Source organism: Pseudomonas sp. Rh2 (assembly GCF_040762985.1).
Classification (GTDB): domain Bacteria; phylum Pseudomonadota; class Gammaproteobacteria; order Pseudomonadales; family Pseudomonadaceae; genus Aquipseudomonas; species Aquipseudomonas taiwanensis.
In genome coordinates this window covers 1054310-1079463 of sequence record NZ_CP142890.1, presented here as the reverse complement: position 1 = coordinate 1079463, position 25154 = coordinate 1054310, and the positions used below count along the sequence as shown (strand labels likewise).

The following is a 25154-nucleotide window of genomic DNA, read 5'->3' as shown; positions in this document are numbered from 1 at the left end:
CGAAATCCTTTTAGGGTTGATGCCAACAGGCAGGGGGCCAGTCAGGCAGCGCGGTGCATTGAACGACAGGCCGGGGCCTTTGTAACCTCACCAATTGTGTAGGGCTGCGCGGCTACGTCGAGCCAGCAGGCGAACAGCCAATGCGCGCCGACACGTACCGGGGCCGCCGCTCGCTGGTAGCGATAACCGGCCCGTCGCAACAGCCGTTCGATGCCCAGGGGTGACACGGTGATCAATCGTTGCGCCCCATGGCCGGCAGCGCAGCGCAACACCGCATCGAGCAGCTGCACCGCAATCGTGGACGAGAACTGCCCGCGCCCGCGCAGGCCTGGCCCGGCGAAATCCATCGCCGCGAACCTGGAAAGCTCCCAGACCTGGGCACTGTGCGGCAGCGCCTGGCCAGCCATCAGTTGTGGAAACACCTCGTCGAGCAGATAGGGGCGATGGGTCGGCAACAGGCGCGCCGTGCCGACGATGTCGTCCCGCCCGTTGCAGGCCAGCAGGTAGAGCGTGTTGTCGTGGTCGAACTGATCGCGTTCGCACTGCGGCTCACAGGTCAGGTCCCAACCCAGTTCGTCGACGAAGACGCGATAGCGGTAACGCTCCATTTGCGCAAGTCGGGCGCTCCCGAGTTGCTGCCGTGTGCCAATGACGATGTCCATGTCGCGTCCTGTTGCCTGGGGAGAAAGGACGCGTATTCGACTTCAAGCGCTGACGGCGGAAAACTCCACTATTTGGCAGGTCCAGGCCTGCCCTCAGGCCAACAACCCCAGCAAGGCCGCCCGGGCCACGGCAGCGGTACGGTTGACTGCGCCGAGCTTCACCGCCGCATTGCGGGTGTGGAATTTCACGGTCTCGATCGACAAGGCCAGGATGTCGGCAACTTCGTTGAGCGTCTTGCCATCGGCCGCCCAGCGCAGCACTTCGCGCTCACGGCTGGACAATGGCGAGGCGGGGTTGGGCTGCCAGGTGGGCGACAGCAAGCGTGAGAAGCCCTGGTGGGCGACATTGGCCAGCCAGCGCATCTTCGCCTCGTTACACCTCAGCTCACAGTCTCCCAACGCTTCGGCGGAGCGGGCCAAGGTCAGCATGCCGCCGGCGTTGCGGCCCTCCAGGCAGGATTGAGCCCAGCCATGGCGCAAACCGGCATTGCGGGCATCATCCCAGAGCTGCGGGGCATCCTGGAAAACCCGATCCCCCCAGACCACCGGCTGAACCGATTGCTGGCAGTGCAGGACGGTAGGGTCCAATGCCAGATAACCCGATCGTCGATAATGGTCGCACCACGTCCGGCTGTAGGTGCTGAGCAGCGTCACGCGGGGCTTGGTCACCGGCAGCGGAGCGCGCAGACCGTAAGCACAGTACTCGAACCCCAGGGTCCGCGCCGCTGCCTGAATCCTGTCCAGCAGCCCTTGCGCGTCCTGCGCGTCGTAGGCCGCCGATAACACATCGCCCATCCATTGCATCATCGCTCTCCCTCCCTGAATCCAGAGCATGTCCATGCCCTGCTGCTCACGTGGCGCGCGAGTCTAGACCATCTGGTCGACATCGGCATTGAGCAATATCAATTCGATATCTTCTAACGGATGGCGCGTCCCTGCATTTATCCTCCCAAGCCCCGAATGCCGCTGATCGAACGGCCCGTTATCAGGCCCTGAACTGGCCCAAACTCGCCCGCAACTGCGCCGCCAGCTCGTCCAGCACCTTGCTGCTGGCAGTGGTCTGCATCACCACCTCAGCGGAGCGTTCGGCTTGGGCATGAATGTTCTCCACCCGGCCCCGCACTGCCTGCGCGCCATGGGCCTGCTGCTCAGCCGCACGCGTCGCCAGGCCAATCGCAGCGTGCACCTGCTCCACCGCAGCTTGCACCGACTGTTGGCGACGCTCGCTGTCACGCAGCACGAGCAGCCCTTCGCTGGCCTTCACACCTGCCTGGCCAATGGTTGCCACCGCCTCCTTGGCACCTTTCTGCAAGGCAGCGATATGCGCCTGGATATCGCCGGTGGAGCTTTGTGTCTTGCTCGCCAATGCCCTCACCTCATCGGCCACCACGGCGAAGCCACGCCCAGTTTCACCGGCCCGCGCGGCCTCGATGGCAGCATTGAGCGCAAGCAGATTGGTCTGCTCGGCAATGCCATGAATGACCGTCAACACCACTTCGATCTGCTCGCTCTGCTTGGCCAACCGCTCGATCACCTGGGAGCCGGTATCGACCTGGCCGGCAAGGTTTTCGATCAGCCCCGCCAGTTGCGAGGAGGTGCGACTGTTCTCATCCGTGGCCTGGCGAATGTCCACCACCTGTTGCAGCGCTGCCTGCATTGCGTGGCTTTCCGCCTGGGCTTCGTCTGCCATGCTGGAAAGGTCGCGCAGGCTGGCCGCAACCTCGTCACGCTGCAAGGCTGCGGCGGCATCGGCACCCGCGTTGCGTTGGGCCATGGCGCCGATCTCCACACCGGTACGCTGCGCGACCTCCCCGGCCTCGCGAACGATGGGCTGCAATTTGTCGACGAAGCGGTTCACCGCCGAGGCCATGTCGCCGATCTCATCACGGCTGTCGAGAGGGACGCGCTTGGTCAGGTCGCCTTCACCGGCCGCCAGGTCATTGAGCGCTGCGATCAGCAGGCGCAGCTTGCTGAGTACCCGGCGACCCAACACCAGCGCCACCACCAGCAGAACCCCCAGACCAACGAGCACCAGGCCCAGGCCAATGCGCCAACGCAACTCGGCCGCCGCCTCGCGCACGGTATGCGCCGTGTTGGCCTGCATGGCCGTGGCGCTGTTCTGGGCGGTTTCCAGCCGCTCGCGCAGGGTCTTTCCGCTGTCGGCGGCCGCAGCACCGAGGCTGTCGCCCACCAGTTGCTCGCCACTGGCAATCAGGGCTGCAAAGCGCTGGTCGAGGGCCTTCAGCTCCTGGTCGACCCCAGCGGTGGAGACGCCCATCAGCACTTTGCCGATTTCCGCGCCGTTGGGGTTGATCGATGCCTGGACGAAATACACCGACGGGTCGCGACGGGCAGCATCGAGCACCTTGTCCAAGGCTCGCTCACCCTGCCCTTTCTCCATCAGGGCCTGGTTGATGGGGTTTTGTCGATTGAGGTAACGCGTCAGGTGCTGGCCCTGGGCGTCGTCGTAGATCACGAACAATACGTTGGGATTGCGCTGGGCCCGTCGGGCGAAGTCCGAAAGCATCGGCACATCGTTGTCCCAGATGGCGCGCGGTGCCACCGAGGCCAGCAGTTCGGCCATGTCGTTGGCGGAGTCCTTGAGGTTCTTTTCCAGAGTGGCGCGCAGTTGTTGCTGCTCGCTTTGCAACCGCTCGGACAATCCAGCGCTCAGACGCTGACGGGTGCTGCTCGAAAGGCTTTCAAGGCCGGAACGAACGTCCTGGCCGGCTTGCTCCAGTTCGGCACCCAGTTTCCTGCTGTCAGCCCCCAGCCGTTCCCCAAGATCGGCTTCCAAGGCTGTAACGGTGCTCCGGGTCAGCGCAACGGCAACCAGCACCTGCACCAAAAGAGCGATACCAAGGGCAACAAACACAGGCCGCAAGAGGCGGCTTCGTAACAGTGAGAGGATGGCAGACACGGTGTAACCCTCGTGTTTTCTGGCGCCATTATTCTGATGGCATCTACAGAAGCTTCTTACAGCAAGGGTTGTGCCGGGGGCAGCAGGGATATACGCCAAGGTCCAGCAAGGGATTGTCCAGGCCGACACTTTCGCGGGTTTCTGGAACCATGGAGATTCAGTAAGAGCGGGTTCGCCCGCGCCAGGGCCTGCGCAGCCCCCCTGAACGAAAACGCCGCGGTCCCTCTCAGGACCGCGGCGTTCGATCAGCCAGGAAGGCAGATCAGGCGAACGGGTGACGCAGCACGATGGTCTCGTTGCGGTCCGGGCCAGTGGAGATGATATCGATCGGCGCGCCAATCAGCTCCTCGATGCGCTTGATGTAGTTGCGCGCCGCTTGTGGCAGCTCTTCCAGGGTCTTCACGCCCAAGGTCGATTCGCTCCAGCCTGGCATCTCTTCGTACACCGGCTCCAGGCCGATGTAGCTGTCGGCATCGGACGGTGCGTCGATGACGGCGCCATTCTCGTTCTTGTAGCCAACGCAGATGTTGATGGTTTCCAGGCCATCCAGTACGTCCAGCTTGGTCAGGCAGATGCCCGAAATGCTGTTGACGTCGATGGCGCGACGCAGGATGACGGCATCGAACCAGCCGCAACGACGGGCACGGCCGGTGGTGGAACCGAACTCATGGCCACGCTTGGCCAGGGTGGCGCCGGTTTCGTCGAACAGCTCGGTCGGGAACGGACCGGAACCGACACGGGTGGTGTAGGCCTTGGTGATACCCAGGATGTAGTCCAGGTACATCGGGCCAACGCCGGAACCGGTGGAGATACCGCCAGCGGTGGTGTTGGAGCTGGTGACGTACGGGTAAGTGCCGTGGTCGATGTCCAGCAGCGAACCTTGGGCACCTTCGAACATGATGTCCTTGCCGGCGCGACGCAGGTTGTGCAGTTCGGCGGTCACGTCGAGCATCATCGGCTTGAGCTGCTCGGCGTAGGCCATGCACTCGTCCAGGGTCTGCTGGAAGTCGATGGCCGGCTCTTTGTAGTAGTTCACCAGCTGGAAGTTGTGGTAGTCCAGCAGCTCACCGAGCTTGGCGGCGAAACGCTCACGGTGGAACAGGTCACCGACGCGCAGGCCGCGACGGGCGACTTTGTCTTCGTACGCTGGGCCGATACCACGACCGGTAGTGCCGATCTTGGCTTCGCCACGGGCTTTTTCGCGAGCCTGGTCCAGGGCCACGTGGTACGACAGGATCAGCGGGGCAGCCGGGCTGATACGCAGGCGCTCGCGCACTGGCACGCCCTTCTCTTCCAGCTTGGTGATCTCACGCATCAGGGCATCCGGAGCAACGACGACGCCGTTGCCGATCAGGCACTGAACGCCTTCACGCAGGATACCGGAAGGGATCAGGTGCAAAACGGTTTTCTCACCGTTGATCACCAGGGTGTGGCCCGCGTTGTGACCGCCCTGGTAGCGCACTACGGCGGCAGCATGTTCGGTCAGCAGATCGACGATCTTGCCTTTGCCCTCATCACCCCACTGGGTGCCCAGGACGACGACATTCTTACCCATAACACTTGTCCTCATTCACGCAAACTTGGTTGCCGGCCATCGCCGACGAAGAATCTCACTGGGTCAGCGGCAGTACCTGCCAGCGCCCGTCTTGCTGAATCAATTGCCGATCACAATCCGCCTCGAGAGCAGCACTCAACGGCTGGCCAGGCAGGGCCTGGACCACACGCTGGCCCTCGTTGCGCAACTGGCAGACCTGCTGCCAGAGGGCCGCGTCGCCACTGTCGGGCATCCAGATGCCGCCAGTTGGCAATACGACCTCCGCTCGCCCCAGTGTGACCAGGGTCTTCAAATCCGTGGAGAAACCGGTGGCAGGGCGTGCCCGGCCAAAATCGGCGCCGATGTCGTCGTAACGGCCGCCCTGGGCGATCGATTGACCCTCGCCAGGCACGAACACCGCGAACACCACGCCAGTGTGATAGTGGTAACCGCGCAACTCGCCAAGGTCGAAGTACAGCGGCAAGTCCGGGTAGCGCGACGCCAGGCGATCGGCGATCGCCAGCAGATCATCCAGCGCCGCCAGCACGCTGGCCGGGGCACGGCCCAGGCGCACGCGGGCTTCGGCCAGTACTTCGCGACCACCGCACAGCTCGACCAGGGCACGCAGCATGTTGCCCAGGTCTTTCGGCAAGTCGGCGGTGAGCGCCTGCACTTCATCGACCGCCTTGCGCTGCAGCGCATCGAACAGCTGCTGCTCGACCGCACCGGACAGGCCGGCGGCTCGGGCCAGACCTCGGTAAATACCGACGTGGCCAAGGTCCATGTGTACATCCGGCACATCGGCCAGTTGCAGCGTGGCGAGCATCAGGCTGATGACCTCGACATCACTGGTGGGGCTGGCATCACCGTACAGCTCGGCGCCCAGCTGGATCGGGCTGCGCGAAGTGGACAGGGCACGCGGCTGGGCATGCAGCACGCTGCCGGCGTAGCACAGGCGGCTCGGGCCCTCACGGCGCAGGGTGTGGGCGTCGATGCGCGCTACCTGCGGGGTGAAGTCGGCGCGGAAGCCCATCAGGCGGCCAGACTGCGGGTCGACCACTTTGAAGGTGCGCTGATCCAGGTCCTGGCCGGCGCCGGTCAACAGCGACTCCAGGTACTCGATATGTGGGGTGACGACCAGTTCGTAGCCCCAACTCTGGAACAGGTCCAACACCTGGCGACGCGCGATCTCGATGCGCGCAGCCTCAGGTGGCAGTACTTCCTCGATGCCATCTGGCAGCAGCCAGCGGTCTACCGTTGCCATTACGCCATTTCCCCTCTGGTCCGGGCGGCCTGCCTGTGGCTAGCCGTCAGTGAAGCAGGTATTGGCGCACAGTAGCGGGCAGCACCGATCCCAGCGCAACCACCGTAGCCAATACCCTCGAATTGCCTTGCGTCCTGACCAAACCGTCAACTGGCCTTCGACCAATCAACCTTGCAGACGCAAAAAAGCCGGGAAATTTCCCGGCTGCCGCATCATACACCCCTTTTCATTCAGGATGCACCCCGACTGGTGTTTTAGCTGCCAGGCGGGGTGGTTTCTGGTCCGATAAGGGGTCAGATCATCATGGCTTGCTCTTGTCCAGGAAGCGGAAGAACTCGTTCTTCGGATCCAGGACCAGCACGTCGCTCTTGCTGGAGAAGCTCTCGCGGTACGCCTGCAGGCTACGGTAGAACGCATAGAAATCGGCGTCCTGGGTGTAGGCCTTGGCGTAGATGGCTGCCGCCTGGGCATCGCCATCACCTCGGGTCTCTTCAGCTTCGCGATAGGCTTCAGCCAGCAGTACACGGCGCTGACGGTCGGCATCGGCGCGAATACCTTCGGCCAATTCGTTACCTTTGGCGCGGTGTTCACGGGCTTCACGCTCACGCTCGGTGCTCATGCGGTCGAACACGCTGCGGTTGACTTCCTTCGGCAGGTCGATGGCCTTGACGCGGACGTCGATGACTTCGATACCCAGCTCCTTGCTGGCCATGCGGTTCAGCGAGGCGGTGATGTCAGCCATCAACGCATCGCGCTCACCGGAGACCACTTCGTGCAGAGTGCGCTTACCGAACTGGTCACGCAGGCCGCTCTCCAGACGACGCGACAGACGCTCGTCGGCGATCTGCTTCATGCCGGACGTGGCCGTGTAGAAGCGCTCGGCATCCTTGACGCGCCACTTGGCGTAGGCGTCGACCATCACCGCCTTCTTCTCCAGGGTCAGGAACCGCTGGGTCGGAGCGTCGAGGGTCATCAGGCGGGCGTCGAACTTGCGCACCTGGTTCACATACGGAATCTTCACGTGCAGACCAGGCTGGACATCCGCCTGGACCACCTTACCGAAGCGCAGCAGTACCGCACGTTCGGTCTGAGACACGATGTAGAAGCTGTTCCAGGCCACGATGGCCAGCACCACAGCGGCGATCAGGGCGATCAGCGATTTATTGCTCATCAGCGGCTCTCCCTAGTGCGCGGCGGCTGTTGCTGTTGCATGTCCTGCACCGCACGCGACGCGGCATCGTTGACCGAGGCAGGCACGCTGCCGACCGGTGCGGCAGCATTGCGGCTGCCCTCGACCATCTTGTCCAACGGCAGGTAGAGCAGGTTGTTCTGCCCATCCTTGGTTGCCACCATGACCTTGCTCGAGTTGCTGTACACCTCTTGCATGGTTTCCAGGTACAGACGTTGACGGGTGACGTCAGGTGCCTTGCGGTACTCGGCGACCAGCTTGGTGAAGCGGTCGGCTTCACCCTTGGCGCGGGCGATCACTTCGTCGCGATAGCCGTTGGCATCCTCGATGATGCGCTGAGCCTGACCACGGGCTTCCGGCACCACGCCGTTGGCGTAGGACTCAGCCTGGTTGCGGGCACGTTGCTCGTCCTCGCGGGCACGGATCACGTCGTCGAAGGCTTCCTGCACTTCACGCGGGGCTGCCGCGCTCTGTACGTTGACCTGGGTAACGGTGATACCGGTACGGTAGGTGTCGAGGAAGCGTTGCAGGCGTTCGCGGATATCCACGGCCATCTGCTCACGACCTTCGGTCAGCACCTGGTCCATGGAGGTGGAGCCCACCACATGGCGCAGGGCACTTTCGGTCGCGTGCTGCAGGCTCACCTCAGGCTGGTCGACGTTGAGCACGAAGTCCTGCAGGTTGCTGATCTTGTACTGGACGGTCAGCGGCACCTCGACGATGTTCTCGTCTTCGGTCAGCATCTGGCCCTGCTTGGTATAGGCACGCTCACGCGTGACGTTTTCCATGAACTTGCGATCGATGGGCGGGAAGTAGATGTTCAGGCCGGGACCGACCGTTTCATAGTACTTGCCGAAGCGCAGCACGACGGCCTGCTCCTGCTCGTCGACCACGTACACGGCGCTGTACAGCCAGATGGCCGCCAGTACTGCCAGGCCTATGCCCAGCAGGCCCAGGCCTCCACCTTTGCCGACGTTGCGGTCACCACCGCGTTTCTTGCCACTGCCGAACATGCCGTTCAGGCTGTCCTGCAGCTTGCGGAAGGCCTCGTCCAGATCCGGCGGACCTTTCTTGTCGCCACCACCGCCGCCACCGCGACGGCCGCCCCAGGGATCCTGATTGTTCGAGTTGCCACCCGGCTCGTTCCAAGCCATAGCGCTCTCCATCTGATAAAGCAAAGACGCGCCCACGGCGCGCCGTCCAATGCTACAGAATGCCTGCCACTGCTGCCCGACGACCTCACCGGGCATTTATTGCAAAGTGTGTTGCTCGACAAACACTTGCGGCTCCATGCCTTCGCGGCTGACCAGGCGATTCAACTCGACCTTGGACAGCCGGATACTCAGCAGGCTGCGCCCTTCTTCGTCATGCTCTTCACTTTGCACGGCACCCAGGGCGAAGAATTGCGCACGCAAGCGGGCAAAACGTTGCTCCAGGCAAAGGGTACCGACAAACAGATCATCCCCCAGCAACTCGGCAATCGCCTGGCCAACCAGCTCCAGACCACGCCCATCACGAGCCGACACCCAGACCCGCTGCGGCTTGCCATCGGCATCGCGCTGGATCTGCGGCTCGACATCTTCGAGCAGGTCGAGTTTGTTATAGACCTCGAGGATCGGCAAGCCTTCGGCACCGATCTCGCCCAGAACCGCCAGCACCTGCTCGATCTGCTCCATGCGCTCTGGCTCATGGGCATCGATTACATGCAACAGCAGGTCGGAGTTGCTCGACTCTTCGAGCGTAGCCCGAAATGCCTCGACCAGCTTGTGCGGCAAATGACGAATGAAGCCCACGGTATCGGCCAGCACGATCGGCCCAAGGTCGTCCAGTTCAAGACGGCGCAAGGTCGGGTCGAGGGTGGCGAACAGTTGGTCGGCAGCATAGACCTCGGAAGCGGTCAGGGCGTTGAACAAGGTGGATTTGCCGGCGTTGGTGTAACCCACCAGCGACACCGACGGGATTTCCGCGCGCTTGCGGCCACGGCGGGCCTGCTCGCGCTGGCTGCGCACCTTCTCCAGCCGCGCCTTGATCTGACGCAGGCGAACCCGCAACAGGCGGCGGTCGGTTTCCAGCTGGGTTTCACCCGGACCGCGAAGGCCGATACCCCCTTTCTGTCGTTCGAGGTGGGTCCAGCCGCGCACCAGTCGCGTGCTCATGTGCTCGAGCTGGGCCAGTTCGACCTGCAGCTTCCCTTCATGGGTACGCGCCCGTTGGGCGAAGATATCGAGGATCAGCCCGGTACGGTCAAGCACGCGACACTCGAAGACTCGCTCGAGGTTGCGCTCCTGACTGGGCGTGAGGGTGTGATTGAAAATCACCAGGTCTACCTGCTCGGCTTTGACCAGGTCGCGCAATTCCTCGACCTTGCCGCTGCCAATCAGGTATTTGGCTGTGGGCTGGTGCCTTGCCACTGTAACCAGCGAAACGATATCCGCTCCGGCCGACAGCGCCAGCTCCTGAAACTCCTGCGGGTCTTCGCGCGCCTCAGGGTTCTGACCTTCCAAGTGAACGAGCAGTGCCCGCTCACCACCACCGTGGCGCTCAAAGAACAATGCAGGCTCCTATCAGGCGTTGCCTGGCTCGCTGTCGCCGTGTTCGGAATCGGACGGGCTTGGCAGGCGAACCGGACGGGCTGGAACCACGGTCGAAATGGCGTGCTTGTAGACCATCTGGCTGACGGTGTTCTTCAGCAGTACCACGAACTGGTCGAAAGATTCGATCGAGCCCTGCAGCTTGATACCGTTTACCAGGTAGATGGAAACCGGGACCTTTTCTTTTCTCAAGGTGTTCAAGTAAGGGTCTTGTAGCGAATGCCCTTTTGACATATGCCGCACTCCTGTAAGGATCAATAGTAGAAAATCAGAAAAATCAATAAATTCTGCCGCCCCATCGCAAGAATAGACGGCAATGAGCAGGGACTCAGCTCAATATGGAGACGGTCCCCAGGTATTTCAAGGTGCGGGACAGATTGTCGCAGGCCAGGCTGTCGAGCCAATGGACATCGTTCCAGCCTCGCAACCAGGTGAACTGCCGCTTGGCCAGCTGCCTGGTGGCAATGATACCGCGTTCGCGCATCTCATTCTCAGTCAGCTGGCCATCGAGGTAATCCCAGACCTGCCGATACCCCACTGCCCGTATAGACGGCAGTCCGGCGTGCAAGTCACTTCTGGCTCGCAGCGATCGGACCTCGTCGACGAAGCCCTGTTCCAGCATCTGCGAAAATCGTAGCGCAATTCGCCGATGCAAAATGTGACGATCTGTAGGAGCTATCGCCAAACTCGCGACAGTATAGGGCAAATGCCCGCCCGCGCCTGCGTCTGCGGCGCGACTTTCCGCGTATTGACGCTGGCGATGTGCCGTCATTGTCTCGCCACTGACTCGGTAAACCTCCAGGGCGCGAATCAGCCGCTGAGGGTCATTGGGGTGAATACGCGCTGCCGATTCCGGGTCGACCTCGGCCAATTGGCGGTGCAATTGGCCGAGGCCCTGTTCGTTGGCCAAGGCTTCGAGTTCTGCGCGTACCGCGGTGTCCGAGGCGGGCATATCAGCCAACCCTTCGACCAAGGCCTTGTAGTAGAGCATGGTGCCACCGACCAGCAGTGGGATCTTGCCGCGCGCGGTAATCTCGGCCATGGCCTCCAGGGCATCACGACAGAAATGCGCCGCCGAATAGCTTTCAGCCGGATCGAGAATATCGATAAGCCGGTGCGGATGGGCGGCCAACACCTCTTTGGAAGGCTTGGCGGTACCAATGTCCATGCCGCGATAGACCAGCGCCGAATCGACGCTGATCAGTTCGCACGGCAGCACCTTGGTCAGCTCGATGGCGAGGTCGGTCTTGCCGGCCGCTGTCGGGCCCATGAGAAAAATCGCTGGAGGCTTGCCGCTCATGTCATCGACCGCGCAGGAAAAGTTTGTCCAGGTCGTCCAGGCCCATCTGGGTCCAGGTGGGTCGGCCATGGTTGCACTGCCCGCTGCGCTCGGTGTTTTCCATGTCGCGCAGCAGGGCGTTCATCTCTGGGATGGCCAGGCGCCGGTTGGCGCGCACCGCGCCGTGGCAGGCCATGGTGCCCAGCAGTTCGTTCAGGTGCGCCTGGATACGGTCACTGGTGCCATACTCCATCAGGTCAGCGAGCACGTCCTGCACCAGACGGTTGGCCTCGGCCTGCTTGAGCAGTGCCGGAATCTGCCTGATCGCCAGGGTCTCGGGGCCCAGGCGCTGCAATTCGAAACCCAGTCGCTGGAACCATTGGGCGTGCTCTTCGGCGCAGTCGGCTTCTCGCTGGCTCAAGGCCAGCGTCTCAGGCACGAGCAACGGCTGGCCACTGAGCCCCTCGCTGGCCATGGCCACCTTGAGGCGTTCATACATGATCCGCTCATGGGCGGCGTGCATGTCCACCAACACTAGGCCGACCGCGTTCTCGGCGAGGATGTAAATGCCCTTCAACTGCGCCAGGGCGTAACCGAGGGGCGGAATGTCACCCTTGCCCTCAGGCAGCGATACTGGCGCGCCGGTGGTGCCGCCCAACGGCGCGTAGAACTCGCGATAGACCGCTTGCGCCTCGGCAGCCGGTACCGGCTGGGACGGGCGCGGCGTATACGAGTACTGGTAACCGGCACCGTTACCGCCACTGCCAGTACTGGAATAGGAACGCGGCTCGGCCTGGGGCTGCTCGAGCACTGGCGAGGCCAGGCGCATTTCGCCCTGCGGGCCGAACTCTCCCGCCTGCAGACCACTGGGACGGACGATTTCCGCCGCAGGGGCCGGTGCCGCCAGCTGGTCTTCCGGACGCACATCGGCCAAGGCCCGGTGCAAGGTGCCGTACAGGAAGTCGTGCACCATGCGCCCTTCGCGGAACCGCACTTCGTGCTTGGTCGGGTGCACGTTGACGTCGACGCCGTTGGGCTCCAGCTCCAGGAACAGCACGAAGGTCGGGTGCCGGCCATTGAACAGCACGTCGCGGTAGGCTTGGCGCACCGCGTGGGCGACCAGCTTGTCGCGCACCGCGCGGCCATTGACGAAGAAGTACTGCAAGTCGGCCTGGCTGCGCGAGAACGTGGGCAGTCCGACCCAACCCCACAGACGCAAACCGTTGCGCTCGACGTCGATCGGCAGTGCCTGCTCCAGGAACCCCGGCCCACAAATGGCGCCGACCCGTCGCGCCCGCGCAACCTCGTCGTGGGCCTCGTGCAGGCTGAGGATGCTCTTGCCGTTGTGGCGCAGGTGGAAACCCACGTCAAATCGCGCCAGCGCAAGGCGTCGGATGACTTCCTGCAGATGATCGAATTCGGTTTTCTCGGCCTTGAGGAACTTACGTCGGGCCGGGGTATTGAAGAACAGGTCGCGCACCTCTACCGAAGTGCCGACCGGGTGCGCGGCAGGCTGTACGCGCGGGGTCATGTCCCGCCCCTCGGTTTCGACCTGCCAGGCTTCGGTGGCATCGGCAGTGCGCGAGGTGAGGGTCAGCCGCGCCACCGAACTGATCGACGCCAGTGCCTCGCCACGGAAACCGAGGCTCAATACACCTTCAAGGTCTTCCAGTTCGCGGATCTTGCTGGTGGCGTGTCGAGCCAGGGCCAGCGGCAGGTCGTCGGCGGAGATACCGCCACCGTCGTCGCGGACCCGCAGCAACTTGACCCCGCCCTGCTCCACTTCGACATCGATGCGACGTGCGCCCGAGTCAAGGCTGTTTTCCAGCAGTTCCTTGGCCACCGAAGCAGGGCGCTCGACCACCTCGCCCGCAGCGATCTGGTTGGCCAGCCGCGGGCTGAGCAGCTGAATGCGCGAGCCCCCACTCATTGCTGAGAGGCCAGGGTGGTGGCGGGGATATCGAGGTGCTGGCCGACCTTCAGCTCATCGCTCTTGAGGCTGTTGCTGCTGCGCAGGCTGGCCACGCTGACCTGGTAGCGCACGGCGATCATCGCCAATGTTTCGCCGGGACGCACGGTATGTTCACGCGGGCCCTGGGCGATCTTGCCACTGTCGCGCAGCCAGGCGATGTAGGTGCCAGGTGGCGGGTTCTGCTGGAAGTACTGGCGTACGCCGGTATGGATCGAGCGCGCCAGGGCTTGCTGGTGGCTGGCGGTGGCCAGTTTGGCAGCTTCGTTGTTGTTGGAGATGAACCCGGTTTCCACGAGGATCGACGGGATATCAGGTGACTTCAACACCATGAACCCGGCCTGCTCGACCCGCTGTTTGTGCAGGGAAGTGACCCGTCCCATGTTGCCCAGCACCTTCTGGCCGACATTGAGACTCGAGCTGAGCGTGGCGGTCATCGACAGGTCGAGCAGCACTCCGGCCAGCATGCGGTCCTTGTCGTCCAGACTGACGTTGCCCGCACCACCGATCAGGTCGGAGCGGTTTTCCGTGTCCGCCAGCCAGCGGGCAGTCTCGGAAGTGGCACCTCGATCGGACAACGCGAACACCGAGGCACCGAAGGCGGCACGGGACGGCGCGGCATCGGCGTGGATAGAAATGAACAGGTCTGCGCCTTTCTTACGGGCAATCTCGGTGCGTTTACGCAGCGGAATGAAGTAGTCGCCGGTGCGGGTCAGCTCGGCGCGGTAGCCCTTCTCGGTATTGATCTGGCGCTGCAGCTCCTTGGCGATCTGCAGCACGATGTCTTTCTCGTGCTGACCACGCGAACCCGAAGCCCCCGGGTCTTCGCCACCGTGGCCGGCGTCGATGGCAACCACGATATCGCGCTTGCCACTGGGCACCGGCGGCAACTTGATGGCCGGCTGGGCTGGGGTTACTGGGACCGCAGGGGTGGTCGCAGGCGCCTGTGCTGGCGGCGCGGCTGGCGTGCTGGCAGCAACGGCATCGGCTTCCTGGTCGTACAGGTCGACCACCAGGCGGTTGCCATACTGGGCATTGGGCGCCAGGGTGAAGCTCTTTGGCGTGACCGACTTCTTCAGGTCGACCACCACGCGCAGGTCGGTGGGGGTCCGCTGGGCGGAACGCACGCTGCTGATCGGCGTATTGGACGTGGAGACGTTCAGCGGCGCGGCCAAGGTCGCACCGTTGATGTCGATGACCAGGCGATCCGGAGCGCTCAAGGTGAAGACGCTGTGCTGCACGGGGCCAGACAGGTCGAAGACCAGCCGCGTGTTGTCCGGCGCGCGCCACAGGCGCATGCTCTTGACTTGTGTGACGGCCAGAGCGTCAACGGTCACCGCTGTCAGCAGCAGCCCTACCACGGCGACCAGTGCGCGTATGCGCATACCTACCCCACTTACTGTTTATAGTCTTTGGCCAGTGCCAGGCACCATGCCTCGCCGCGAGCCCCCTGCGGCGACAGGTTCAGCGAGCGTCCGCCCGCTTGGGGGCTTATGGTAATGGTCAGGTCAGGCTTTGGCAAAACGCCCGCACCCTTTTGTGGCCACTCGAACAGACACAACGGGTCACCTTCGAAATAGTCACGAATCCCCATGAACTCGAGCTCTTCAGGATCGACCAGGCGGTACAGGTCGAAATGGAAGGCGCGCACATCACCGATTTCGTAGGGCTCGACCACGGTGAACGTGGGGCTTTTCACTGCCCCCGTATGGCCCAGGCCGCGAATCAGGCCCCGCGACAGCGTGGTCTTGCCCGCGCCCAGGTCGCCTTCGAGAAAGATCACGCCGTGACCGCCGGTCACTCCAGCCAGCTTCGCACCAAAGGCGACCATGGCCTCTTCATCGGCCAGAAAAAGGGTTATGCCTGACACGCAGAATGCTCCTCCAACAACTCACGAATGACCGGCGCCAGATCACTGGCCGCCAAGCCTCTACCTTCGACGCCCAGACGCTCACCCGCGCAAGCATGCAGCCATACGCCGAGGCAGGCTGCACGCCAAGCATCCTGCCCCTGGGCCAGCAATGCCCCCAGCACGCCGGTCAACACATCGCCGAGGCCTGCTCCGGCCATCGCCGGATGACCACGCTCACACAATGCCAACCGCCCTGATGGGTCGGCTACCAGTGAGCCCGCCCCCTTGAGCACGCACACACTGGCATAGCGGCGAGCCAGCTTACGCGCCGCCCCAGGTCGATCCGCCTGCACCGCCTCGGTGGAAATACCCAGCAGACGCGCAGCCTCACCAGGGTGTGGGGTAAGGATGCTCCCGCTGGGCAAGGCCAAAGGCGTGCGTGCCAGCAGATTCAGGGCATCGGCATCCCACACCTGAGGTTGATCGGCATTGGCTACCGCAGACAGCAGGCTGCGTCCCCAGGCAGCCTGCCCGAGGCCTGGGCCGACAACCAGCACCGACGCCCGCTCCAGCACGCTCACCAGTTGGTTCGCCGAACTCACCCCAAGGCACATCACCTCGGGCAGCCGAGCCAGGCCCGCTGCAACGTGCTCGGGACGGGTGGCCACACTGACCAGCCCGGCACCACAGCGCAATGCCGCCTCGGCACTGAGCAACACGGCGCCCCCGGTGCCGAGGTCGCCGCCCACCACCAGCACGTGGCCAAAATCGCCTTTGTGAGCCTGTGCAGAACGTGCAGGCAGGCCCGCGACGGTCTCGCGGTCGAGTCGCAGCGGGGCATTGCCGGGTTGTTTGGTCTGGGGCATGGGGTCAAAGGCTCCAATGTCTGGCAGAATTATACGCACCTGAGCCTGTATTGCCTTACCCATCCATGCCTGTCTCCAAACCTGACCTCGCCGCACTGGCCCAATCGATCAAGGATTTCGGCCGCGAACTCGGTTTTGCCCACGTTGGCATCGCCGGCGTCGACCTTGGCGAGCACGAACAGCACCTGCAGCGCTGGCTGGATGCAGGCTACCAGGGCGAGATGGACTACCTGGCGACCCACGGCAGCAAGCGCTCGCACCCCGACCAGCTGATTCCTGGCACCCTTCGGGTGGTGTCGCTGCGCATGGACTACCTGCCCGGCGATACCCAGATGGCCCAGCGCCTGGCCCAGCCGGAAAAAGCCTACGTCTCGCGCTACGCCCTGGGCCGCGACTACCACAAGCTGGTGCGCAAGCGCGTGCAGCATCTGGCCGACCGCATCCAGGAGGTGATCGGCCCCTTCGGCTATCGCGCCTTCGTCGACAGTGCCCCGGTGCTGGAAAAGGCCATTGCCGAACAGGCCGGGCTTGGCTGGATTGGCAAGAACACCCTGCTGCTCAACCGCAAGGCCGGAAGCTACTTCTTCCTCGCCGAACTGTTCGTCGACCTGCCGTTACCGGTGGACGAAGCCCACACCAGCGAGCACTGCGGACGCTGCCAGGCATGCCTGGACATCTGTCCGACCCAGGCGTTCGTGGGGCCCTACGTGCTGGATGCCAGGCGCTGTATCTCCTACCTGACCATCGAGCTCAAGGGTGCCATTCCGGTGGAACTGCGCGCGATGATCGGCAACCGGGTATTCGGTTGCGACGACTGCCAGATCGTCTGCCCGTGGAACCGATTCGCCAGCCACACCCGCGAGGACGACTTCATGCCTCGACACGGGCTGGAGAACAGCGAACTGGCCGAGATGTTCCTGTGGGACGAGAGGACCTTCCTGCACAAGACCGAAGGAGGGCCATTGCGCCGCGCCGGGTACGAGCGCTGGCTGCGCAACCTGGCGGTGGGGTTGGGCAATGCGCCGACGACGATTCCGGTGCTGGAAGCGTTGAAGGCGCGCCGGGACGACCCTTCGGCGCTGGTGCGCGAGCACGTGGAATGGGCGCTGGGGCGGCATGGAGCGCTGTAGAGGAGGTCGAAGCTGGCGGGGTCGTCTCGCAGCGTTCAGTGCGTGGGAGATCGAGCGCCGCCCGCGCGGGCGTATCGCGAGCAACGCTCGCGCCTACCGCGATCTCAGGCCCATTCGAACCACTGGCATTACTGCCCGTCGCAGCCCGCTCTTACTGCTGGTCGTTATAGTGAAACTTGGGCATTTCCCAATGGAACCTGATTGCCAGCAAGCGCAACAGGAACCCACCGAACAAGGTCAGTAGCATGGCCTGCTCCGCTGGCACCTGGAAATGCACGCACCCCAGGTAGAACCAAGCCGCCGCGAACGACACACTGGCATACAGCTCCCGACGGAACACCAGCGGAATATCGTTGCAGAAGATATCCCGCAAGATCCCGCCAAACACCCCGGTGATCACTCCGCTGATCGAGGCCACCAGCATCCCCTGCCCCATCTCCAGCGCCGTCATGCAGCCAATCAGGGTAAAGGCCACCAGCCCCAGCGCATCGAGCACCAGGAACAACGAGCGCAGGCGACGCATCATCGGCGCGATGAAAATCGTCAGCAGCGCAGCGCAGCTGGTCAGCACCAGGTACTCCGGGTGCTTCACCCAGGTCAACGGATAATGGCCAAGCAAGACATCACGCACCGAGCCGCCCCCAAGGGCCGTGACGCAGGCGATCAGCACCACGCCAAACCAGTCCATGCCACGTCGACCGGCGGACAAGGCGCCGGTCATGGCTTCTGCGGTGATGGCAATGAGATAGAGCATCAACAACATGGTGCAGGTCCCTGCGAAAAAGGCGCGCAGTCTAACCAGTTGCCAAGGGCACCAAAAGAGGGCGTGCAGACAATATCTGCACCCTCACGGCTCAAACCTTGATGAAGTGCTCGCGATAGTGGCGCAATTCGGCGATCGATTCGCGGATATCGTCCAGCGCCAGATGGGTTCCGCCCTTCTTGAAGCTGTCGCGCACGTTAGGCGCCCAGCGTGCGGCCAACTCCTTGAGGGTCGAGACGTCAAGGTTGCGGTAGTGGAAGTAGTTTTCCAGCTCGCGCATGTGCCGGTAAAGGAAACGGCGGTCCTGACAGATGCTGTTGCCGCAGATCGGCGACTTGCCTTTGGGCACCCACTGTTCGAGGAAAGCGATGGTCTGCGCCTCGGCCTCGGCCATGCTGATACTGCTCTCGCGCACGCGCTGGGTCAGCCCCGAGGCACCGTGGGTGCGAGTGTTCCATTCGTCCATGCGCGCCAGCACTTCGTCACTGTGGTGGATGGCGATCACCGGGCCTTCGGCCAAGGTGTTCAGGTCGCTGTCGGTAACGATGGTGGCCATCTCGATGATGACGTCGTTGTCCGGATCCAGGCCGGTCATTTCCAGATCGATCCAGATCAGGTTCTGTGGGTTCTGCATGAAAGGGGCTCCTCGTATAGGCCGTCATAGTAGCCTAGCGGGGCTGACCGATGCATTCGAAGCGCAAAGGTAACGAGAATGGTCCGTCGCCCGGCATGCTAAACTGCGTGCCGTTTTCTTTTGTGCACCGCCAACACGGAACCTTCATGGCCAAACGCCAGCTCAACCGCCGCCAGAACTGGCGCATCGAAAAAATCCAGAACGAGCGCGCCGCTCGCGCCGCCAAACGCGAGCAGCATGTCCTGCAGGAGCTGGAGGGCGGCGACCTGGGGCCGGAGCAATTGGGCCTGGTGATCGCCCACTTCGGCGTACAAGTCGAGGTCGAGGCCCAGGACGGCGAGGTTGCCGGCCAGGTGTTTCGCTGCCACCTGCGGGCCAACCTGCCAGCGCTGGTGACCGGCGACCGCGTAGTCTGGCGTGCAGGCAACCAAGGCATCGGCGTGATCGTCGCGCAGATGCCCCGCAGTACCGAGCTGTGCCGACCGAACAACCATGGCCAGCTCAAACCGGTGGCGGCCAACGTCGACTTGATCGTGATCGTCTTCGCCCCGGCGCCCGAACCGCACCCCAACCTGATCGACCGCTACCTGGTGGCCGCCGAGCACGCCGGTATTCGCCCGCTGCTGCTGCTGAACAAGGCCGACCTCATCAACGAAGAGAACGGCCCGGCGCTGCATGCGCTGCTCGAGGTCTACCGCGACCTGGGCTACCCGCTGCTTGAGGTTTCGGCGCATCACGGCGATGGCATGCAACGCCTGCAGCAGATGCTGAACGAGCACATCAGCGTGTTCGTCGGTCAATCCGGGGTTGGCAAGTCTTCGCTGGTCAACAGCCTGCTGCCCGAGGCCAGCACCCGCGTCGGCGATCTGTCGGAGTGGTCGGGCCAAGGCACCCACACCACCACTACCGCACGGCTGTACCACTTCCCCAACGGCGGCGACCTGATCGACTCACCGGGGATCCGTGAGTTCGGCCTGGGTCACGTCAGCCGCAACGATGTCGAGGATGGATTCATCGAGTTTCGCGACCTGTTCGGGACGTGCCGCTTCCGCGACTGCAAGCATGATCGCGAGCCGGGTTGCGCACTGCTCAAGGCGCTGGAGGATGGGCGCATCAAGCAGCAGCGGATGAACAGCTACCGCTCGATCATCGCCAGTTTGCCCGAAGACAGTTACTGAGCCTCGGCAATGGGCCGCAAAGCGGCCCTGACCGGCTACTGGTCCTTGGCCTCGTCCATCTTCAACACACCGTCTTCGAAGATGTTCAGCTTCTGCCGTAGCTCACGCGGCTGCATCGGTGCCTCGGTCGGCGCCGGCGCCGCCGATGCTCCGGGTGCTCCAGGCGCTGCGGGCGCGGGCGTCTCGGCAGGCGGCGTCTCCGGTGTACCTTGCTCACCCTCGATGGTGCGTTGGGCCTTTTTCGTCAGCACGATGATGTCGATACGCCGGTTGACCGGGTTGAACGGGTTCTTGCGATCGAACAGCGACGATGAGGCATAGCCTACTACCCGCGCCACCTGCTCATCCGGGTAGCCGCCTGCGACAAGTGCACGGCGCGCCGCATTGGCTCGGTTGGCCGAAAGCTCCCAGTTGCCGAACTCGCCGGTACCGGCATAAGGCTTGGCATCGGTGTGACCGCTGATGCTGATCTTGTTAGGCACCGCCTTGATGGTGTCAGCCATGGCCAGCAGGATATCTTCGAAGTACGGCTGCAGGCGTGCGCTGCCCAGGTCGAACATCGGGCGGTTCTCGGCGTCCATGATCTGGATACGCAAGCCGTCCTGGGTGATCTCGAAGAGAATCTGGTCCTTGAACTTCTGCAGCTGCGGGTTCTCCTCGACTTTGTTCTGCAACTCCTGCAGCAGCAGTTCGAGGCGCTCGCGCTCCACCTGCTCGGCCATGGTTTGCACCTGGTCTTCGTTCAGCTGAATGCTGGTATCAGGTGTAGGCTCGGATTTTTGCTCCGGGTTGATGGTCTTTTCCGGAGCCAACTGCGGCGAACCACCCAAGTCGATGATGAAGGGTGTGCCGCTTTCGGTGAATCCGATCGGGTCCTTGAAATAACCGGCGATGGCGAGTTTCTGCTCGGGCGTGGCGGTAGACAGCAACCACAACACCAGGAAGAACGCCATCATCGCCGTGGCGAAGTCGGCGAAGGCGATCTTCCAGGCGCCGCCATGGTGACCGCCGCCGTAGCGCTTGACGCGCTTGATGATTATCGGCTGGTTGTTTTCCATGACTCAGCGACCGCGAACCGCTTGTTCCAATTCGGCAAAGCTCGGACGATGCTTCGGATACAGCACCTTGCGACCGAACTCGACGGCCAGCGAAGGCGGCATACCAGAGGCCGAGGCCACCAGCGAGGCCTTGATCGCCTCGTAGAGGTTGAGTTCTTCCTTGGCATCGTGCTCCAGGCACTTGGCCAGTGGGCCGAAGAAACCATAGGCCGCCAGAATACCGAAGAAGGTACCGACCAGCGCCGCACCCACGTGCAGACCGATCGACTTCTGGTCGCCATCACCCAGCGAAGCCATGGTCACCACGATACCCAGTACCGCCGCGACGATACCGAAACCGGGCATGCCGTCGGCGATGCCGTTGACCGCATGGGATGGGTGCTCGAGCTCTTCCTTCATGCTCAGCAGCTCCATGTCGAACAGCCCTTCCAGCTCGTGGGGCGCCATGTTGCCGGTGGACATGATGCGCAAGTAGTCGCAGATGAACGCGGTCATGCGCTCATCGCCAAGCACTGCGGGGTATTTTGCGAAGATCGGGCTGGCCGCTGCATCCTCGATATCGCTCTCGATGGCCATCATGCCTTCGCGACGGCTCTTGTTGAGGATTTCGTACACCAGGCCCAGCACCTCCAAGTAGAAGGTATGGGTAAAACGCGAGCCAAACATCTTCAGCGACTTCTTGATTACATGCATGGTCATGTAACCAGGGTTGGCCTGCATGAAGGCGCCAAAGGCCGCCCCACCGATGATCAGCACTTCGAACGGCTGGATCAGTGCCGCGATCTTGCCGTGGGAAAGCACGTACCCGCCGAGCACGCTCGCGAATACGACGATGATGCCGATAATTTTAGCCATAGGTTCAAAGCACTTGCAGTCGTGGTCAGGATGAGGGACGGGAGCCTTAAAACTCTTCTTCTACTTATCGGCAGAACTGCGCCAGACTATAGCCACTCAATGCGAAAAGCCAGTTCGGACTGATGTCAAAATGCCAATTGAAACTAAGGTACCTACTCAGGCTCCGCGTACATTAGACGCGTGGATCAAACTGCTGGACAGTGTCCGATTGCCGGTGCCGAAGCAGAGCCATGACACAGTATTGTCGGCGATCAACGACAGCCGCCGCTCCCTGCGCGACATTGCCGAACTGATGCAGGACAGCCCGGCCCTGGTGCTGTCAGTGATGCGCGAGGCCAATCACCCGGCCAACGCCAGCCTGGCGGAACCGGCCGAAAGCCTGGAAATCGCCCTCAATCGCCTGGGCCTGGGGCGTACCCGGGAACTGCTGATGCGCCTGCCCGCGCTGCCCGATGACGATATCCCGCCCGTGCTGCGCCAATTCCTGCTGATCAGCCAGCACGCCTCGCAGCAGGCCAACGGCCTGTTCGCCAGCCGCCTGGCGCGGCTGTGGCAAGAGATCCACTGGGGCAGCCTGCTGTTCCTGTCGCCCTTGTGGCCCATGGCCTTGGCCTACCCGAAGCTGCTCGATGCCTGGGAGCTGCGTGTTATCCACAAAGGCGAAGAGGCCGCAGAGGTCGAGTCCGAACTGTTTGGCGTGCGCATCCTGGCGCTGTGCCAAGCCGTGGCCGAGCACTGGCGCCTGTCGCAATGGGTGACACAAGGCTATCGCCTGCTGCTGGAAGAACGTGAGCAACTGAGCCAGATCCTGAGCATCGCCCGCGATCAGGACCTGCTGAGCCAGCAGCATCGCCTGGACGAAGCGCCCGCCCTGAGCCGCTGGTTCAATCAACCGGCCAACACCGTGCTGCTGGCCAACAACCTCGCGCTGGCGGCCCAGGTCGGCTGGGACAATCCGCACCTACTGCGCTGGCAGTTACTGACCGCGCTCTACCTGCAGACTTCGCTGGAAGACGTGCAGCAACAGGTTCACCAACAGGCGGCCGCCAGCGCCCGCCGCCACGCCAGGCATGCCCTGTTCCACCCTGCCGAAGCCCTTATCTGGCCATGGCATCAGCGCCGCCCGCACCCTGACATGCTGGCACCACCGCCCCCTACCCGCGAGGACCTGAGCGCCTGGCGCAAGCTGTGCGAGCAGATGCTCGCGCAACCCAGCCCATTCACCAACGCCGTGCACTTGTCCAACCAGGCGCGCCAAGCCTTGCAGGCATGCGGCATGCAGCGCATCCTGCTGTTGACCCTGGACAAGGCCAGCGACCTGCTGCGCGTCCAGCAAGCCGCCGGGCTGCCCAAGGAGGCGGCGGCGATCGCCTTGCCGGTTGCTCAGAACAGGCTGTTGCAGAAGCTGGTCAGCAAGGCCGGCCAGCTGCGCCTGACACCCGAAAACCATGCCCAGTTCTCAGCACTGCTGCCTCCCCCCTACGCGCGTTCTTTCGCAGCGAGCATGTGTTGCTGCGTTCGCTGGCGGTCAACGACCAGGTGCTGATGCTGGCCGTGGCCGACCAGGGCGGCAAGCCACTGGCCGATGTCAGCGTGCAAGCTTTCGGCAAGACCGCGCAATGCATCGAGCGTGCTCTGGCGGTGTTTGCCACCCGCAACGCCTGAGCCTTGCGCTACAATCGCCCCTCTTTCCACACTGGAGAACGTGGATGACTGACTTTTCCGGATTGCCCCTGGTGATCGAACCCGAGGACCTGTTGCCACGCCTGAATTCGCCGCAACTGATCCTGGTCGACCTGAGCAGCGCCAACCGCTATGTCAGCGGGCATATCCCCGGGGCACGCTTCGTCGAGGGCAAGCGCACCCAGCTCGGCCAGCCGCCAGCGCCAGGCCTGCTGCCAGCCCTGACTGACCTGGAGAAGCTGTTCGGCGAACTCGGCCATCGCGACGATGCCGTCTATGTGGTCTACGACGATGAAGGGGGCGGCTGGGCCGGCCGCTTCATCTGGCTGCTGGATGTGATTGGTCACAAGGCCTACCACTACCTCAATGGCGGTATCCAGTCGTGGCCGGCCGACAAGCTGTCCACCGACGTGCCTGCCGCGGCCAGCACATCGGTGAGACTGCACCTGCACCAGGAGCCCACCGCCACCCGCGAATACCTGCAAAGCCGCCTGGGTGCCGACGACCTGGTGATCTGGGATGCCCGCGGCCCACAAGAGTTTTCTGGCGAGAAGGTGCTGGCGGCCAAGGGCGGACACATTCCAGGGGCCATCAACTTCGAGTGGACCGCAGGCATGGACCTCAACGACCACCTGCGCATCCGCAAGGACATCGCCGAAGTCCTCCAGAGCCTGGGCATCACGCCGGACAAGGAAGTGATCACCCACTGCCAGACCCACCGCCGCTCCGGTTTCACCTACCTGGTGGCCAAAGCCCTTGGCTACCCGCGCATCAAGGCTTACGCCGGTTCGTGGAGCGAATGGGGCAACCACCCGGACACGCCTGTAGAAGTCTAAGGAACCTGCATGAAATCCCGTTTGTTCATCATCAGCCAGTACCTGCTGCCGCATCATCTGCTGTCGCGGCTGGCGGGCTGCATCGCCGAGTGCCGCGCGCGCTGGTTCAAGAATGCCTTTACCGCCTGGTTCGCCAAGCGCTACCAGGTGAACATGAACGAAGCACTGGTCGAAGACCTCACCGCCTACGAGCACTTCAACGCCTTCTTCACCCGCGCCCTCAAGCCAGGCGCGCGCCCGCTGGACGAAACCCCCGGCGCGATCCTTTGCCCGGCCGACGGTGCGGTGAGCCAACTGGGCCCGATCGAGCACGGCCGGATCTTCCAGGCCAAGGGCCACAGCTTCAGCGCGCTGGAGCTGCTGGGCGGCGACCCTGCCCTGGCGGCGCCCTTCATGGGCGGTGAATTCGCCACCATCTACCTGTCGCCCAAGGACTACCACCGCGTGCACATGCCGCTTGCCGGCACCCTGCGCGAAATGGTCTATGTGCCGGGCCGCCTGTTCTCGGTCAACCAGACCACCGCGGAGAACGTCCCCGAACTGTTCGCTCGCAACGAGCGTGTGGTCTGCCTGTTCGATACCGAGCGGGGCCCGATGGCCGTGGTGCTGGTCGGTGCGATGATCGTCGCCTCGATCGAAACCGTTTGGGCAGGCCTGGTCACGCCCCCCAAGCGTGAGCTCAAGACGTTCCGCTATGACGAAGGCAGCCGTGCGCCGATTCATCTGGAAAAAGGCGCCGAACTGGGTCGCTTCAAGCTGGGCTCGACCGCCATCGTGCTGTTCGGTCCAGAGCAAGTGAAGTGGGCCGAGTCGCTGGGCGCTGGCTCGGCGGTGCGCATGGGCCAGCTGCTGGCTCAGCCGCAACAAGGTTGATCGCTTCAACGCCCCCGG

At 63.3% G+C, this 25154-nt stretch carries 22 protein-coding genes and 1 pseudogene; 5 read left to right on the top strand and 18 right to left on the bottom strand.

Going from position 1 to position 25154, the window contains the following annotated elements; translation table 11 throughout:
• Window positions 1-41: 41 nt before the first annotated feature.
• The 14 genes from VXM67_RS04830 to VXM67_RS04765 form a co-directional block, all read right to left on the bottom strand.
• Window positions 42-662: an acyl-homoserine-lactone synthase gene (locus VXM67_RS04830; RefSeq protein ID WP_049818839.1), complete on the bottom strand. Its 621-nt coding sequence runs from the start codon at window positions 660-662 to the stop codon at window positions 42-44.
• 93 nt (window positions 663-755) lie between these two features.
• The gene (locus VXM67_RS04825) at window positions 756-1469 is read right to left on the bottom strand and encodes an autoinducer binding domain-containing protein (protein WP_023378474.1); all 714 of its coding nucleotides are present in this window, start codon (window positions 1467-1469) and stop codon (window positions 756-758) included.
• Between the two features lie 178 nt (window positions 1470-1647).
• Window positions 1648-3582 carry a methyl-accepting chemotaxis protein gene (locus VXM67_RS04820; protein ID WP_023378473.1) on the bottom strand — a complete coding sequence of 645 codons (1935 nt, stop codon included), beginning with the start codon at window positions 3580-3582 and terminating at the stop codon, window positions 1648-1650.
• Window positions 3583-3844: 262 nt separating this feature from the next.
• Window positions 3845-5137 carry an adenylosuccinate synthase gene (locus tag VXM67_RS04815; RefSeq protein WP_023378472.1) on the bottom strand — a complete coding sequence of 431 codons (1293 nt, stop codon included), beginning with the start codon at window positions 5135-5137 and terminating at the stop codon, window positions 3845-3847.
• A gap of 55 nt (window positions 5138-5192) precedes the next feature.
• Window positions 5193-6380: an ATP phosphoribosyltransferase regulatory subunit gene (locus tag VXM67_RS04810; RefSeq protein WP_023378471.1), complete on the bottom strand. Its 1188-nt coding sequence runs from the start codon at window positions 6378-6380 to the stop codon at window positions 5193-5195.
• Between the two features lie 301 nt (window positions 6381-6681).
• A complete protein-coding gene (gene hflC / locus VXM67_RS04805; protein ID WP_023378470.1) occupies window positions 6682-7551 on the bottom strand; it encodes a protease modulator HflC in 870 nt (289 codons plus the stop codon).
• A complete protein-coding gene (hflK, locus tag VXM67_RS04800) occupies window positions 7551-8723 on the bottom strand; it encodes an FtsH protease activity modulator HflK (protein WP_023378469.1) in 1173 nt (390 codons plus the stop codon). Before hflK ends, hflC begins: the two co-directional genes overlap by 1 nt.
• Window positions 8724-8819: 96 nt before the next feature.
• Complete coding sequence (gene hflX / locus VXM67_RS04795) at window positions 8820-10121, bottom strand: ribosome rescue GTPase HflX (RefSeq protein ID WP_023378468.1); 1302 nt, start codon at window positions 10119-10121, stop codon at window positions 8820-8822.
• Window positions 10122-10133: 12 nt separating this feature from the next.
• The gene (gene hfq, locus VXM67_RS04790; protein ID WP_003258160.1) at window positions 10134-10394 is read right to left on the bottom strand and encodes an RNA chaperone Hfq; all 261 of its coding nucleotides are present in this window, start codon (window positions 10392-10394) and stop codon (window positions 10134-10136) included.
• A gap of 94 nt (window positions 10395-10488) precedes the next feature.
• Window positions 10489-11460 (bottom strand): tRNA (adenosine(37)-N6)-dimethylallyltransferase MiaA, encoded by a 972-nt coding sequence (gene miaA / locus VXM67_RS04785; protein WP_023378467.1) that lies wholly within the window; start codon window positions 11458-11460, stop codon window positions 10489-10491.
• Between the two features lies 1 nt (window position 11461).
• Complete coding sequence (mutL, locus tag VXM67_RS04780; RefSeq protein ID WP_367237527.1) at window positions 11462-13369, bottom strand: DNA mismatch repair endonuclease MutL; 1908 nt, start codon at window positions 13367-13369, stop codon at window positions 11462-11464.
• The gene (locus tag VXM67_RS04775; RefSeq protein ID WP_023378465.1) at window positions 13366-14793 is read right to left on the bottom strand and encodes an N-acetylmuramoyl-L-alanine amidase; all 1428 of its coding nucleotides are present in this window, start codon (window positions 14791-14793) and stop codon (window positions 13366-13368) included. Before VXM67_RS04775 ends, mutL begins: the two co-directional genes overlap by 4 nt.
• Window positions 14794-14804: 11 nt before the next feature.
• Entirely contained in the window at window positions 14805-15278 is a 474-nt protein-coding gene (gene tsaE, locus VXM67_RS04770) for a tRNA (adenosine(37)-N6)-threonylcarbamoyltransferase complex ATPase subunit type 1 TsaE (RefSeq protein WP_023378464.1), read from the bottom strand.
• Complete coding sequence (locus tag VXM67_RS04765; protein ID WP_023378463.1) at window positions 15266-16126, bottom strand: NAD(P)H-hydrate dehydratase; 861 nt, start codon at window positions 16124-16126, stop codon at window positions 15266-15268. The genes tsaE and VXM67_RS04765 overlap by 13 nt, the downstream gene beginning before the upstream one ends.
• A gap of 65 nt (window positions 16127-16191) precedes the next feature.
• Here VXM67_RS04765 and queG point away from each other — a divergent pair, with 65 nt between their 5' ends.
• Window positions 16192-17256 (top strand): tRNA epoxyqueuosine(34) reductase QueG, encoded by a 1065-nt coding sequence (gene queG, locus VXM67_RS04760; RefSeq protein WP_023378462.1) that lies wholly within the window; start codon window positions 16192-16194, stop codon window positions 17254-17256.
• A 151-nt stretch (window positions 17257-17407) separates the two neighbouring features.
• Here the strand turns inward: queG and VXM67_RS04755 are convergent, their stop codons facing one another.
• Window positions 17408-18019 (bottom strand): trimeric intracellular cation channel family protein, encoded by a 612-nt coding sequence (locus tag VXM67_RS04755; RefSeq protein WP_023378461.1) that lies wholly within the window; start codon window positions 18017-18019, stop codon window positions 17408-17410.
• Between the two features lie 91 nt (window positions 18020-18110).
• Entirely contained in the window at window positions 18111-18653 is a 543-nt protein-coding gene (orn, locus tag VXM67_RS04750) for an oligoribonuclease (protein WP_023378460.1), read from the bottom strand.
• 146 nt (window positions 18654-18799) lie between these two features.
• On the opposite strand from orn, the gene rsgA reads away from it, so the two are divergent.
• The gene (gene rsgA, locus VXM67_RS04745; protein ID WP_023378459.1) at window positions 18800-19831 is read left to right on the top strand and encodes a small ribosomal subunit biogenesis GTPase RsgA; all 1032 of its coding nucleotides are present in this window, start codon (window positions 18800-18802) and stop codon (window positions 19829-19831) included.
• A 35-nt stretch (window positions 19832-19866) separates the two neighbouring features.
• Here rsgA and motB read toward each other — a convergent pair whose 3' ends face one another.
• Both motB and motA read right to left on the bottom strand, forming a co-directional pair.
• On the bottom strand, window positions 19867-20889 hold the full coding sequence (motB, locus tag VXM67_RS04740; protein WP_023378458.1) for a flagellar motor protein MotB: 1023 nt from the start codon (window positions 20887-20889) through the stop codon (window positions 19867-19869).
• 3 nt (window positions 20890-20892) lie between these two features.
• Entirely contained in the window at window positions 20893-21744 is an 852-nt protein-coding gene (motA, locus tag VXM67_RS04735) for a flagellar motor stator protein MotA (protein ID WP_023378457.1), read from the bottom strand.
• Between the two features lie 130 nt (window positions 21745-21874).
• Between motA and VXM67_RS04730 the strand changes: the two are divergent.
• The 3 genes and pseudogenes from VXM67_RS04730 to asd all read left to right on the top strand — a co-directional run bounded on the left by VXM67_RS04730 (window position 21875) and on the right by asd (window position 25136).
• A pseudogene (locus VXM67_RS04730) lies at window positions 21875-23409 on the top strand (HDOD domain-containing protein).
• Window positions 23410-23453: 44 nt separating this feature from the next.
• Window positions 23454-24263: a rhodanese-like domain-containing protein gene (locus VXM67_RS04725; protein WP_023378455.1), complete on the top strand. Its 810-nt coding sequence runs from the start codon at window positions 23454-23456 to the stop codon at window positions 24261-24263.
• A 9-nt stretch (window positions 24264-24272) separates the two neighbouring features.
• On the top strand, window positions 24273-25136 hold the full coding sequence (gene asd / locus VXM67_RS04720; protein WP_023378454.1) for an archaetidylserine decarboxylase: 864 nt from the start codon (window positions 24273-24275) through the stop codon (window positions 25134-25136).
• Window positions 25137-25154: the final 18 nt, after the last annotated feature.

What these genes read in the sequence shown, in the direction of transcription:
- VXM67_RS04830 (WP_049818839.1), bottom strand. Translation starts at nt 662, where the DNA reads ATGGACATCGTCATTGGCACACGGCAGCAACTCGGGAGCGCCCGACTT.
- VXM67_RS04825 (WP_023378474.1), bottom strand. Translation starts at nt 1,469, where the DNA reads ATGATGCAATGGATGGGCGATGTGTTATCGGCGGCCTACGACGCGCAG.
- VXM67_RS04815 (WP_023378472.1), bottom strand. Translation starts at nt 5,137, where the DNA reads ATGGGTAAGAATGTCGTCGTCCTGGGCACCCAGTGGGGTGATGAGGGC.
- VXM67_RS04810 (WP_023378471.1), bottom strand. Translation starts at nt 6,380, where the DNA reads ATGGCAACGGTAGACCGCTGGCTGCTGCCAGATGGCATCGAGGAAGTA.
- hflC (WP_023378470.1), bottom strand. Translation starts at nt 7,551, where the DNA reads ATGAGCAATAAATCGCTGATCGCCCTGATCGCCGCTGTGGTGCTGGCC.
- hflK (WP_023378469.1), bottom strand. Translation starts at nt 8,723, where the DNA reads ATGGCTTGGAACGAGCCGGGTGGCAACTCGAACAATCAGGATCCCTGG.
- hfq (WP_003258160.1), bottom strand. Translation starts at nt 10,394, where the DNA reads ATGTCAAAAGGGCATTCGCTACAAGACCCTTACTTGAACACCTTGAGA.
- miaA (WP_023378467.1), bottom strand. Translation starts at nt 11,460, where the DNA reads ATGAGCGGCAAGCCTCCAGCGATTTTTCTCATGGGCCCGACAGCGGCC.
- mutL (WP_367237527.1), bottom strand. Translation starts at nt 13,369, where the DNA reads ATGAGTGGGGGCTCGCGCATTCAGCTGCTCAGCCCGCGGCTGGCCAAC.
- VXM67_RS04775 (WP_023378465.1), bottom strand. Translation starts at nt 14,793, where the DNA reads ATGCGCATACGCGCACTGGTCGCCGTGGTAGGGCTGCTGCTGACAGCG.
- VXM67_RS04765 (WP_023378463.1), bottom strand. Translation starts at nt 16,126, where the DNA reads ATGCCCCAGACCAAACAACCCGGCAATGCCCCGCTGCGACTCGACCGC.
- queG (WP_023378462.1), top strand. Translation starts at nt 16,192, where the DNA reads ATGCCTGTCTCCAAACCTGACCTCGCCGCACTGGCCCAATCGATCAAG.
- VXM67_RS04755 (WP_023378461.1), bottom strand. Translation starts at nt 18,019, where the DNA reads ATGTTGTTGATGCTCTATCTCATTGCCATCACCGCAGAAGCCATGACC.
- orn (WP_023378460.1), bottom strand. Translation starts at nt 18,653, where the DNA reads ATGCAGAACCCACAGAACCTGATCTGGATCGATCTGGAAATGACCGGC.
- rsgA (WP_023378459.1), top strand. Translation starts at nt 18,800, where the DNA reads ATGGCCAAACGCCAGCTCAACCGCCGCCAGAACTGGCGCATCGAAAAA.
- motB (WP_023378458.1), bottom strand. Translation starts at nt 20,889, where the DNA reads ATGGAAAACAACCAGCCGATAATCATCAAGCGCGTCAAGCGCTACGGC.
- motA (WP_023378457.1), bottom strand. Translation starts at nt 21,744, where the DNA reads ATGGCTAAAATTATCGGCATCATCGTCGTATTCGCGAGCGTGCTCGGC.
- VXM67_RS04725 (WP_023378455.1), top strand. Translation starts at nt 23,454, where the DNA reads ATGACTGACTTTTCCGGATTGCCCCTGGTGATCGAACCCGAGGACCTG.
- asd (WP_023378454.1), top strand. Translation starts at nt 24,273, where the DNA reads ATGAAATCCCGTTTGTTCATCATCAGCCAGTACCTGCTGCCGCATCAT.